Below are 11,638 nucleotides of genomic sequence, written 5' to 3' on the forward strand. Positions count from 1 at the left end.
TCGAGGTTGAAAATGTCTATTCGTAAACGTCTGACCTTAATTTTACTTTCAATGATGGTGCTAACTTGCTTTTTAGCTTTAGTAAAAGGCTATCAAAAAAGCATGCACCACGGTGAAAACTTGCTTGATAATGAACTTAAAATAGTGGCTGGCGTTTTAATTGAGCAACCATTGACACTGAGCACAAATGCAGTACAAGTAAGTAATAATAGCGCTCAGTTGTTGTATCAAATTTGGCAAAATAATAATTTACTTAGTGGCTCATCGAGTTTAACGAATAACCAAATTAGTTTTAGCGAGGGCTTTCAAACAGCCAATGTAGCAGGGCAGCGTATGCGGGTATTTGTGATGAGTAAAAACACCCGTAAAGTCATTGTTGCTGAACCTATGGCAAAGCGTTTTGAATTAGCTGAAGCCGTTATTTTATCTGCAATGTTACCTATGCTATGGGCAGTCCCTCTGCTTGCTATTTTTATTAGCTTTTTTGTTAAATACGCATTAGCCCCTCTTACCCGATTATCTAAGCAGTTGGCGTCTCGCCAAGCTAACGACTTTACGCCAATTAACTGGCAAGTAACCGACGAAGAAATTAAACCGGTTATTAATCGTTTAAACGACTTATTTAAACGCGTAGAAACCGCTTACTTACGAGAGCGCTTTTTTGCCTCAGATGCAGCTCACGAATTACGTACCCCGCTCAGTAGCTTAAAAATTAATGTACATAATTTGGCTAATAAACAAAGTAATCTGCAAGACCATCAAGAATTACAAGCCATGTCGCAGGGCATTAACCGCTTAAGTAATATTGTTGAACAAATGCTAATTTTAGGGCGCACCCAGCCTGAGCAATGGCAGAAGCAGTTTAGCGAGCAATCATTGCTAACCATTACCCAACAAGCCGTGTCGGAGCAATACGATAAAATAGACGAAAAAAACCAAACGATTAGCCTCGAAGGCGATGATTTTGTAATTAATGGTGATGAGTTTACATTAACGACCCTTATCTCTAACTTGCTCAGTAATGCGATTAAATACACACCTAGTAACGGTCAAATTATAATTAAATTAGCATCAAGTAATAATGACTATAGTTGGCAAATTGATGATTCTGGTGCGGGGATGACTGAAGAGCAAAAAGACCGAATATTTAATCGCTTTTATCGCGTAGGTGGCGATCAACATCCATCAGGCGAGCAAGGTGCCGGTTTAGGTATGGCGATTGTTCAACACATTATTGCTATTTATGACGCAAAAATTCATTTAGCGAATAGCTCTTTAGGTGGATTAACCGTTAAGGTTACTTTTACAGGAGTAAAAAGTGACTAAACGTTTATTCAATCAATGTCTTTGTTGTTTGCTATTTTTGTCGTTTAACGCGGCGAGTAAAGAGTACCTTATTATTTTAAAAGATCATTTGTTTTATCCCTCGCAAATAATTATTCCCGCAAATAAAAAAGTAAAACTATTGATAGAAAACCAAGACAGCACACCAGAAGAGTTTGATAGCTTTGATCTAAACAGAGAAAAAGTACTCTACCCAAATCGTAAAAGCATTATTTATATAGGACCGCTAAGTAAAGGGCATTACGAGTTTTTTGGTGAGTTTTCGCCAAATACAGCAAGGGGCGTTGTTATAGTTAGCGATGAAGGGGCGCAGCATGCTAATAACTAGTTTAGTCATGAGCCTTAACCAATTACTACCTGTGGCTATTTTATTAGTATTACTACAAGTAGTTAAAAAACAGAGCTCTTTGCGAATATATTCTGCTTTATTAATAGGCGCGGTAATGTCGTTTTTGTACATGCAAAGTGCGTCGTGGGTGAGCCAGTGGTTTGAACACCAAGGGTTAGAGTACTCACAAATAGGGCTATGTATCACTATATTTATTGCTGTATTGGTATTTGCACTAAAGCAAAAGTCAGCGGCATTTTATATCGCAGTTATAAGCACAATAACGCTCTATTTAAGCCATTATATTATTTACCTCACCAGTTTTTGGCAAAATAGTGATGCAGGGCAAAGCTTATTTATTGGCACTTTATTAGGTGTTGGAATTTGTTTAAGTTTTAGCGTATTGCTGTACTTTTTAATGAATGCAATTAAGCACCGTTTTGGTATGTACCCGCTTTTTACTTTGCTTGCTTTTAACAGCGCGGCTAAGTTATTAGTTGCATTGGATTTGGCAAGCCAAATAGATTTAATTACAAACACCTCAACAGTGTGGGATTTACGCGATGTATTAAGTGAAAATTCTGAGCTTGGGCGCGTACTGCGTGCGCTTGTTGGTTACGAGGCCACTCCTGATTTAATGAGTGTACTTATATATAGTACAAGCAGCGTGTTATTTTTATTACTTTGTTATGTTATTCCGGCTTCAATAACTAAGGAACGTGTATGAAAGCACTTAACCTATATTTAGCGCTTAGTTTTACCGCTTTTTGTGTGTTGTTACTCCCAACCCAAGCGAATGCTGATGGTATTGTTGTTGATAAGGTATATCACCCCTATGTTTTGCCTTTTGAGCGTGAGTTTGAGTGGCGCTTAGTGTCGCATCAAACTGATAGTGGCAATATATTAGCGCAGCGTTTGGGTGGCGGTGGTGCTATTAACGATACAATGGCACTAGAAGGTTACATAGTTGGTGAGCGAGACGATAACGGCGATTTTGGCTTAGAAGCGTACGAGCTTGAGCTACGTTGGCAATTAATTGAGCAAGGTAAGTTATGGGCTGATTGGGGCGCATTATTTGAGCTTGAAAAAAAATATAACGAAGATGTATTTGAGGCAACCTCGGGTTTTGTTATCGAAAAAGAATTTGGAAAAACAAGCCTAACATTAAACGCTTTTTTGGTTTATGAGTGGGGGCAAGACATTAAAAACGAATGGGAAAGTGAGTTTAGAGCGCAATATCGCTACCGGTATCGTTCTGCTTTTCAGCCTTCTATAGAGGTTTACGTAGGTGAAGACTTTATTGGCATAGGGCCTGGCTTTATAGGTTTACAGCGCTTTGATGGGCAAAAGCAATTAAAATGGGAAGCGGGTTTCATCACTGAGATAAGCCAATCAGAAAAAAACCATAGTTTTAGGCTCGCATTAGAATTTGAATTTTAATAACCAATGATAGCTGTTTTGGTTGTTTATCACTCTGATCATAAATGTGTACTTGACATATTATTTAAACTCTATATAGTAAGCCGCAGCTAGAAAGAAAGCATGTAAGCTATAAATCTCCATTTCGATATAAGTAATACTTGTAGTACCGTCCTGAAGTTTTTAAAGTACCATCTCATTTTTTGCTACACCCGCTCTTATGAGCATATTTTTATTTTTATTTCAGGATATTACAATGTCTAACATCGTATCAGGTACAGTTAAGTGGTTTAACGAGTCTAAAGGTTTTGGTTTCATCGAGCAAGAAAATGGCCCAGACGTTTTCGCACATTTCTCAGCAATCAAAAGCGAAGGTTTCAAAACTTTAGCTGAAGGCCAACGTGTAGAGTTTACTCTTTCACAAGGTCAAAAAGGTCCACAAGCTGATAACATCACAGCTGTATAATTTTACTTTTTAAGTAAAATGAAAAAAAGCGCTTAAGGCGCTTTTTTTGTGTCTGAAATTTGACTCAAACCAAGTAATATCTATTATTAATGAAAATTAACCAAATAGTATTGCTCTTACCAAGCCTCTCTTAATATTTTTTTATTCTTCTTAGCCATTGTGCAAATGCAAATGAGTTTAAGCTTGTAATTTATACCGAACATTTCTCCCTTATAAATTCAAAACGACAAAGACCAGCTTGTTAGTAGTACTCTCGATATTGTAAAAGATATTTGCACAGCTATTGATATAACCTGCGAGTTTAAATTGCTTCCTTGGAAGCGTGCTTATAACTTAGTTTAAAAGCCCCTTACTTTGGCATTGTTTCAATAATTAAAAACATCGAACGTGACCCACCAATTGGCCGCTGGCGCGAGTCAAACTTTCTTTTATAAGCTCAAAGCTGATAAGTAAGTTATACCAATTCCATTAAGTATGCGGTCTAAATTTTACGCCGAAAAAAAAATTCAGCTCTAGGCGTAAATAAAATTGGTTTTAAAGCGGGCGAAAACTTACTAATGTTTGGAGGCAAAAACAATATATGGATTTGTTTTTAAAAAGAAAAATAGATCTAATTTTGGGCTCATAATGACAATAATGCATCAGCTGGAACCTTTGACTATAAAGTGGGGAAGGTGCTGAAAGGCTGTAAAAATTATATCTTTGTGCGCTTGCTAGCAATTGCATCGCATTTAATAAGTAAGTAGTTGTGCGTGTCATAAAGCGATTTAACAAAGAATATAAAAAGTTAAAAATGAAAGATGATTTTGTCGCCCATAAGCATACTTATCTTCAATGATTTATCTTTCGTAAGGCAGCCCTTTATTTTGCTTTATTTTTAAAAATGCAGCTTGCAGTGCTTCAATTAAACGCATATCTGTTTTTTTATTCGCAGCTAAATAAGCATCAATTGTTAGCTCATCTATTTTATAGATAAACCTTAAGTGTGTTGGTTTGAGCTTTAGGTAGTCGCTCATCTGCTGCATATATAATGGATCGTCTACTATTAAATCTACTTTTTTAGCTAATAGTAAAGAGTATGATTTTTGAATATCAGAGGTTAAAACAACTTCAAATCCAAGTTTCGTGAGGGTTTGTGTTGAAAAGTCATTGCGTTGCATTGCAATTTTATACACTTTTGCTTGTTCAGTATTATTTATAATAAGATCATAACGCTCTGATAAGCCGATAAAGCCCAGCTCAAATCGTCCAACTGGTCCAATCCAATAAAATTTATTTTCTCGCTCTACAGTGCGTGCAAGGCTGTATATAAAGGTGTTTTTTAACTCATCTGCAATTTTATAAGCACGTGCCCAAGGATACATTTGAATGTTAGGTGTGAGATCAGCCTCAGCAAATATATCTCTAATAAACTGAGTACCTTCACCTGCTACCTCGCCATTAATCAATACTTGGTTTGGTGGTGCTAACTCTGTAACAACAAGCAGGGCTTCCTTTGCTTGAACATACACAGAGCAAATTAAAAAAAGAGAATAAAGAATATATTTCACAATAGCGAATCGTCATTCGGTTAGCTTAAGTAATAATAAGTGTGGCTGAAAATATGAAAAACACAAAAATTATTTATGTGAACTTGTTACTAAGATATTGGTTTATTTGAGTTATGTATAACTATAAAGGGGGCTAGATAGATAAGTGGCTTGGGGTTTGAAGTAGTTGAGGCTAAAAATTAAGGCCTAAAACGATAAAAGGGCCTTGCGGCCCTTGGTGAAGTATCGTTCAAGTCAGATAGAGCTTTAACCCCTTAAAGCGCTATCCTCTTGTTTTGCAACACCGGTGTTCATCTCAATAAGTTTCTAAGCTAGCGAGAGGAAAAACCCAGCAATTGCTGCGCTCATAAGGTTAGCCATAGATCCTGCTAACACTGCTCTGAGCCCTAAGCGTGCGATATCCTTCCGCCGACTAGGCGCCATACCGCCTAACCCACCTAGTAAAATGGCTATCGATGATAAGTTAGCAAACCCACATAAAGCAAAAGTAACGATTGCTTGTGTGTGCGCGCTTAACGTATCGCGATAATTTATAAAGTCTAAGTAAGCAACAAACTCGTTTACTACTATCTTTTGACCAATAAAGCTGCCGGCTATAATCGCTTCATCCCATGGCACACCTAGTAACCATGCAACTGGAGCAAATACATAACCTAATATTTCTTGAAGCGTTAATGTTGGGTAATCAAACCACCCACCAATACCGCCTAATAAACCGTTTAATAGTGCAATTAGCGCTACAAAAGCAAGTAACATTGCACCTACATTAAGTGCTAAATGCATACCGTTTGCAGCACCTGATGCAGCTGCATCAATTACATTTACAGGCTTATCTTCGTCATCTAAATCTAAATCAGCTAAGTTATCTCTAGGCGTTTCAGTTTCTGGCACAATCATCTTGGCCATTAAGAAACCACCTGGTGCAGCCATAAAGCTCGCAGCAATAAGATACTTAAGATCTACGCCAATAATTACGTAACCGGCCATTACAGAGCCTGCTACAGTGGCTAAGCCACCTACCATTACTGCAAACAATTCCGATTTTGTCATCGTTGCTATAAATGGCTTAACTATTAACGGTGCTTCAGTTTGGCCTACAAAAATATTTGCAGTTGCTGAAAGCGATTCTGTGCGAGAGGTCTTCAGTAATTTTTGTAAACCGCCGCCTAAAATCCTAATTATCCAATCCATAATGCCAAGGTGATATAACACAGCAACAAGCGCTGAGAAAAACACGATAACTGGCAAAACTTGAATTGCAAAAATAAAACCTAATGTGTCTTGTGAGGCGAGTGGACCAAATAAAAACCCAATACCATCATTAGCATAACCAATAACCGACGAGACGGCTGATGACATGCTAGTTAACACATTTTTTCCTGCTTCGAAAAACAGAACAAAACCGCCTATAACAATTTGCATCGCAAATGCTATACCAACGGTTCTTAAATTAATTGCCTTGCGATTAGTTGACGCAGCAAAGGCAATGCTTAGTAGCACACACATGCCTACTAAGCTCATAAATGTTGTCATACAAATGTTTCCCGTTGTTATTCTTGTAGTAAATATTTAATTTTACTTTTTATTATATCAATCGCAACGCGGTTCATGCCGCCTCGAGTCACAACTAAATCAGCGTTATGCTTAGAAGGCTCAATAAATTGATAAAACATCGGTCTAACAGTTGCCTGATATTGCTCAACAACAGATTGTAATGTTCTGCCTCGTTGCTCCATATCACGTTGCATACGACGCATTAAACAAATATCTAAAGGTGTATCTATAAACACCTTAATATCAAATTCTTTATTAAGCGCTTTATCACTCAATAGTAAAATACCTTCAACAATGAGTATTTTAGCAGCTGGCACTCGGCGTGTGGTTGCGCTACGCGTGTGCTGTGCATAATCATACGTTGGTACTTCTACTGAGTTACCACAACGAAGTTGCGTTAAATGCTCAAGCATTAATGCGTGTTCAAATGCATCTGGATGGTCGTAATTTGTTTGCGTACGATGAGCCATCGGCAAATGCGACTGATCCTTGTAATAAGCATCTTCTTCAATAATGGCGATAGCGCCTGGTTCAAGCTCATTAACCAATTCATTGTAAATTGTTTGGCTAAAAAGAGATTTGCCCGACGCTGATGCGCCTGCAATGGCTATAATAGTAGTTCGTGTCACTAAAGTTCTCATCCACACAGAAAGATATATTGTTGGTAGATCACAATAGCAAAAAAGACACGATTAATCTCTTTTGCTTCGCTCAAGGGTGCAAATTTATAATGTTTAGGTTTTATGAAACAGGACTTTTGTCCTGTACGGAAAATTCGATCAGCGGATAAAGTAACCACCTAGAATCAAAGTGAGGTCAAAATGGCAAGAGCAATTATCTTAATGGCAGATAGCCTAGGAATCGGTGCAGCACCAGATGCAGATAAATTCGGCGATCTTGGGGCTAATACATTCGCTCACTTACTAAAAGCATATTACGACGAAACAGGCACTGCACTGTCGCTTCCTAACCTATCAAAACTTGGGTTAGTGGATGCATGTGAAGCTGCCGGTGGCGAACCGTGTTTAATTTCAGACCGCCAAGCTCCTCAAGGTGCATGGGGTTACGCTAAAGAAATCTCTAGCGGAAAAGACACGCCATCAGGTCATTGGGAAATGGCAGGCGTACCTGTGTTATTTGATTGGGGATATTTCCCAAAAACACAGCCAAGTTTCCCACAAGAATTTATAGACGAGTTTATTGCTCGTTCAGGTATTCCTGGCATATTAGGCAATTGCCATGCATCAGGAACTACCATTTTAGAACAGCTAGGTGAAGAGCACGTAAAAACAGGTAAACCAATCTGTTACACCTCAGCTGATAGCGTGTTTCAAATAGCCGCGCATGAAGAGTCATTCGGCCTAGAGAAGCTTTATCAAGTTTGCGAAATCGCACGGGCGCTACTTGATGAAATGAATATAGGACGAGTGATTGCGCGGCCATTTTTGGGTTCAAATAGCCAAGACTTTGCTCGAACGGGTAATCGTCGTGACTATTCAGTACTTCCGCCAGCACCAACATTGCTAGATGTACTAGCAAAAGACGGCGGCGAAGTAATTAGTATTGGTAAAATTTCAGATATTTACGCGCATCAGGGCATAACCCAAAAGCATAAAGCACCTGGACTTATGAACTTGCTAGAAAAAACCAGCGAAGTAATGGAAAGTGCGCCAGATCGTAGCTTAATCTTTACTAACCTAGTTGATTTTGATGAAAAATTTGGTCATCGCCGTAATCCAGTAGGATACGCAAAAGCATTAAAAGAATTTGATGACTATTTACCAACTATACTAAATCAGTTAAACGCAGATGATGTATTAATGATCACTGCAGATCATGGCTGTGACCCAACCTTTCCAGGCTCTGAGCACACTCGTGAATACGTACCTGTTATTGCATACCAACCAGGTATGAGTAACACACCATTAGGTGAACGCAACAGCTTTGCAGATATAGGTCAAACACTGGCACAGTGGTTTAGCTTATCTGCGCTTGATTACGGCGACAGCTTTTTAAATGAGCTAAAAACGCCAAATAAAAAGGAAAACAATTAATGAGTACTCCGCATATCAGTGCAAACGTTGGTGATTTCGCCGAAACAGTATTAATGCCAGGCGATCCGCTACGTGCGCAATATATTGCTGAAAACTTTTTAGATGATGCAGTACAAGTTACAGGCGTTCGTAACATGTACGGTTTCACTGGTACTTACAAAGGTAAGCCAGTAAGTATCATGGGTTCAGGCATGGGCATTCCATCAATGTCTATTTATGCACGTGAGCTAATTGTAAGCTTTGGCGTTAAAAATATTATACGTATTGGTACGTGTGGCGGTATTGGCACAGATATCAAAATTCGTGACGTAATTTTTGCACAAGGTGCAAGCACAGATTCAAACGTAAACCGTGCACGCGTACGTGGCTACGATTTTGCTGCTATTGCTAACTTTGACCTACTTTTAAACGGCGTAAACGCTGCTAAAGAGCTAGGCATTAAAGCAAAAGTAGGTAACGTATTTACGACAGACACATTCTATCAAGCAGATGATTCGTTCTATAAAGACTTAGACAAGTTAGGCATGCTAGCAGTAGATATGGAAACAGCAGGTTTATACGGCGTTGCAGCTGAATACGGCGCAAACGCAATGGCATTATTTACAGTAAGTGACCACGTAATCACTGGCGAAGCAACACCTGCTGATGAGCGTCAAAGCACGTTTAACGAAATGGTTAAAATTGCATTAGAGTCAATAGCTTAAATAACACATAACAGTTCCTTGGTAACGTATTCACTAAGTTTTGGAGACACGCCCAAAGTGAAGTGAGACTAAACCTCCAAAGCCGCATTTTATGCGGCTTTTTTTATGCCTGAAGAAAATGGGTAGCAGCTTCTAATTACTTATACCAATTCGCTTAATTAAGTGATCTATTTTGAGGATGGAAAAACGTGTTGATAGCTAGGCAAAAAATTCACTATTTAGTTGTTCTAAATGAGAATTTTTTAACGCAGGTAGCGACACGTTTAGCCCCTAAAAATGATTAAGTATTATTGCGGGTTGGTATTAATTCAACCATCTAAAAACTGCGTTTTTAAACGCCTGCAAGCAGCGCGTCTACAGGTAAATTAAACTGCTGAGTGTAAGTTTCTCAGGTAGGCGCTAAGCTTGCTCGCGCGCGAAGCACAGCTTCTAATTACTTAAGCTAACTACTCTAAAAGCGCAGCACCTCTAAACCTATTTGTGTATAACAGCCCTAAAAAAAATATGCACGCAGAGAAGAAAAAGAGGAGCAAATGAGAAGAGCAAAACCAATGCTGACTCGGCATTATAAAAGTACAAGCGTTGCTTTAAATGCTTGTAACCTGCGCGAATAGCAGTGTTTATACCAAGTTTAGAGTATGACTTGTTGCTCATGTTAGAAGCACAGTTTCTGATTGTTTTTATTATTTTAACTTCTAAGCTCTTCTCTAAAAGCGCAGCATCTCTAAACCTATTTGTGTATAACAGCCCTAAAAAACAATATGCACGCAGAGAAGAAAAAGAGGAGCAAATGAGAAGAGCAAAACCAATGCTGACTCGGCATTATAAAAGTACAAGCGTTGCTTTAAAAGCTTGTAACTTGCGCGAATAGCAGTGTTTATACCAAGTTTAGAGTATGACTTGTTGCTCATGTTAGAAGCACAACTTCTGATTATTTTAACTTCTAAGCTCTTCTCTAAAAGCGCAGCGTCTCTAAACCTCTTTGTGAATTAATCACTTTAGGTCTTAACTCTACGGTAGAGCAGAGTTTGTAGAGCGCAGTAAAGCTTCTAATTATACCAATCTGCTTATATATGGGGTCTATTTAACGTTAAGAAAATTACGCTAGAACTAGGCAAAAACTTTTGTATCTAGTTGTTCTAAATAAAAAATTTTTAACGACGTTATAGTGCAATTTAATTCGTTAAATTGATCAAAAATTTATGCAGGTTGGTATTACCCAACAAACATAACCTTTAAAAACAAAAAAAGGGCCAAGGCCCTTTTTTATGATGTTGCGCCTAATCATACAGGCCAAATACTGAGTGCTTAAACAACTTCACCAGCTACTATCGTATTAAAGCTGTCGTTGTCATGTAAGCTTGCAAATGCGCTCTCATGTAATAGCTCATTACGTAAATTTGGAGAGTATTCAAGTGCCATTTTAATGTCGGCTAATGCATCAGCATGCTTATGTGTTAGCGCATAAGCACATGCTCGTTGCCAATAGGCATAACCATAGACACTATCTATATCAATGGCTTGATTACACAACTCAATGGCTTGTGCTGTTTCATTTATTTCTAATAACGCATCGGCCTTATAAGCAATGGCTTCAACATCCTCTGGTTTGCGTTTTAAAATCTCATCAAATATTTCAATTTTATTAGCAAAATCACTTTCTAAATTGGCGCGCATCCATAACGAATGAACCTCGTTGGTAACTGATATGCGCTCTTGGTTACTGAGTATTTCTTCTGAGCGTACGCGTAGTTTTTCTTCAAGAATTTTTAATCGGTCTTCATACTCGTCAGTAATTACACTTACACGTGTATTTACAATATCTTCTACTTTGTTTTTAACATCGCGTAGTGAGTTCCAGCCCACTAAAACCAAAATAGAAGCCGTAGCGGTAATTATAAAAAATACATTATTAATAGTATCGGTAGTGTATGTTAATGCGCGATCTGCAGTATCAAGCTGTGCATGAGTAACTTGCTTAGTTACATCCTCACGGAGTTTTTGTTGATCTTGCCTTACGGCTTTTAGCTCGTCGAGTATGTAGCGCTCCATTAGCGGTTTAAACATAGACTCTTTAAGTTGTTTGAGGGCTTGTTGCTCTTGTTGTGCTGTAGGGGCTGCTGGTTTTTGTTCAGCAGAATTTACTATGCCCGAAAAAAAAGTTAAACAAACAAAAAGTGTAGATAGGTAATAACGCATCGGTACGCCTAATTAAATTA

At 38.3% G+C, this 11,638-nt stretch carries 12 protein-coding genes; 8 read left to right on the forward strand and 4 right to left on the reverse strand.

Annotated features, from left to right (window positions below; genetic code table 11):
- Positions 1-12 precede the first annotated feature (12 nt).
- From I6F40_RS05525 to I6F40_RS05545, 5 genes are all read left to right on the forward strand, one after another.
- Complete coding sequence (locus I6F40_RS05525; protein WP_166377544.1) at positions 13-1,326, forward strand: ATP-binding protein; 1,314 nt, start codon at positions 13-15, stop codon at positions 1,324-1,326.
- Positions 1,319-1,672: a cupredoxin domain-containing protein gene (locus tag I6F40_RS05530; protein WP_024591521.1), complete on the forward strand. Its 354-nt coding sequence runs from the start codon at positions 1,319-1,321 to the stop codon at positions 1,670-1,672. The genes I6F40_RS05525 and I6F40_RS05530 overlap by 8 nt, the downstream gene beginning before the upstream one ends.
- Complete coding sequence (locus tag I6F40_RS05535; RefSeq protein ID WP_165728801.1) at positions 1,659-2,399, forward strand: iron transporter; 741 nt, start codon at positions 1,659-1,661, stop codon at positions 2,397-2,399. The genes I6F40_RS05530 and I6F40_RS05535 overlap by 14 nt, the downstream gene beginning before the upstream one ends.
- Positions 2,396-3,112 carry a hypothetical protein gene (locus tag I6F40_RS05540; RefSeq protein WP_197192609.1) on the forward strand — a complete coding sequence of 239 codons (717 nt, stop codon included), beginning with the start codon at positions 2,396-2,398 and terminating at the stop codon, positions 3,110-3,112. Before I6F40_RS05535 ends, I6F40_RS05540 begins: the two co-directional genes overlap by 4 nt.
- Positions 3,113-3,347: 235 nt before the next feature.
- Positions 3,348-3,557, forward strand: a complete 210-nt coding sequence (locus tag I6F40_RS05545; protein ID WP_002959120.1) for a cold-shock protein — start codon at positions 3,348-3,350, stop codon at positions 3,555-3,557.
- Positions 3,558-4,396: 839 nt separating this feature from the next.
- Here the strand turns inward: I6F40_RS05545 and I6F40_RS05550 are convergent.
- The 3 genes from I6F40_RS05550 to udk form a co-directional block, all read right to left on the reverse strand.
- Entirely contained in the window at positions 4,397-5,107 is a 711-nt protein-coding gene (locus I6F40_RS05550; protein WP_197192610.1) for a substrate-binding periplasmic protein, read from the reverse strand.
- Between the two features lie 306 nt (positions 5,108-5,413).
- Positions 5,414-6,640: a NupC/NupG family nucleoside CNT transporter gene (locus I6F40_RS05555; RefSeq protein ID WP_007583535.1), complete on the reverse strand. Its 1,227-nt coding sequence runs from the start codon at positions 6,638-6,640 to the stop codon at positions 5,414-5,416.
- Between the two features lie 17 nt (positions 6,641-6,657).
- Positions 6,658-7,290, reverse strand: coding sequence for a uridine kinase (gene udk, locus I6F40_RS05560; RefSeq protein ID WP_007583533.1), 633 nt, complete (start codon positions 7,288-7,290; stop codon positions 6,658-6,660).
- Between the two features lie 192 nt (positions 7,291-7,482).
- Between udk and I6F40_RS05565 the strand changes: the two genes are divergently transcribed.
- The 3 genes from I6F40_RS05565 (at position 7,483) to I6F40_RS05575 (ending at position 10,290) form a co-directional block, all read left to right on the forward strand.
- Positions 7,483-8,715 (forward strand): phosphopentomutase, encoded by a 1,233-nt coding sequence (locus I6F40_RS05565; protein ID WP_197192611.1) that lies wholly within the window; start codon positions 7,483-7,485, stop codon positions 8,713-8,715.
- Positions 8,715-9,419: a purine-nucleoside phosphorylase gene (gene deoD, locus I6F40_RS05570; RefSeq protein WP_002959109.1), complete on the forward strand. Its 705-nt coding sequence runs from the start codon at positions 8,715-8,717 to the stop codon at positions 9,417-9,419. The genes I6F40_RS05565 and deoD overlap by 1 nt, the downstream gene beginning before the upstream one ends.
- Positions 9,420-10,071: 652 nt before the next feature.
- Positions 10,072-10,290, forward strand: a complete 219-nt coding sequence (locus I6F40_RS05575; RefSeq protein WP_165722933.1) for a hypothetical protein — start codon at positions 10,072-10,074, stop codon at positions 10,288-10,290.
- Between the two features lie 437 nt (positions 10,291-10,727).
- Here the strand turns inward: I6F40_RS05575 and I6F40_RS05580 are convergent, their stop codons facing one another.
- Positions 10,728-11,618: a tetratricopeptide repeat protein gene (locus I6F40_RS05580; RefSeq protein WP_007583526.1), complete on the reverse strand. Its 891-nt coding sequence runs from the start codon at positions 11,616-11,618 to the stop codon at positions 10,728-10,730.
- Positions 11,619-11,638: the final 20 nt, after the last annotated feature.

It is taken from the genome of Pseudoalteromonas sp. SWXJ133, assembly GCF_015864365.1.
GTDB lineage: Bacteria > Pseudomonadota > Gammaproteobacteria > Enterobacterales > Alteromonadaceae > Pseudoalteromonas > Pseudoalteromonas arctica.

What these genes read in the sequence shown, in the direction of transcription:
- I6F40_RS05540 (WP_197192609.1), top strand. Translation starts at nt 2,396, where the DNA reads ATGAAAGCACTTAACCTATATTTAGCGCTTAGTTTTACCGCTTTTTGT.
- I6F40_RS05575 (WP_165722933.1), top strand. Translation starts at nt 10,072, where the DNA reads ATGTTAGAAGCACAGTTTCTGATTGTTTTTATTATTTTAACTTCTAAG.
- I6F40_RS05545 (WP_002959120.1), top strand. Translation starts at nt 3,348, where the DNA reads ATGTCTAACATCGTATCAGGTACAGTTAAGTGGTTTAACGAGTCTAAA.
- I6F40_RS05525 (WP_166377544.1), top strand. Translation starts at nt 13, where the DNA reads ATGTCTATTCGTAAACGTCTGACCTTAATTTTACTTTCAATGATGGTG.
- deoD (WP_002959109.1), top strand. Translation starts at nt 8,715, where the DNA reads ATGAGTACTCCGCATATCAGTGCAAACGTTGGTGATTTCGCCGAAACA.
- I6F40_RS05580 (WP_007583526.1), bottom strand. Translation starts at nt 11,618, where the DNA reads ATGCGTTATTACCTATCTACACTTTTTGTTTGTTTAACTTTTTTTTCG.
- I6F40_RS05535 (WP_165728801.1), top strand. Translation starts at nt 1,659, where the DNA reads ATGCTAATAACTAGTTTAGTCATGAGCCTTAACCAATTACTACCTGTG.
- I6F40_RS05565 (WP_197192611.1), top strand. Translation starts at nt 7,483, where the DNA reads ATGGCAAGAGCAATTATCTTAATGGCAGATAGCCTAGGAATCGGTGCA.
- I6F40_RS05555 (WP_007583535.1), bottom strand. Translation starts at nt 6,640, where the DNA reads ATGACAACATTTATGAGCTTAGTAGGCATGTGTGTGCTACTAAGCATT.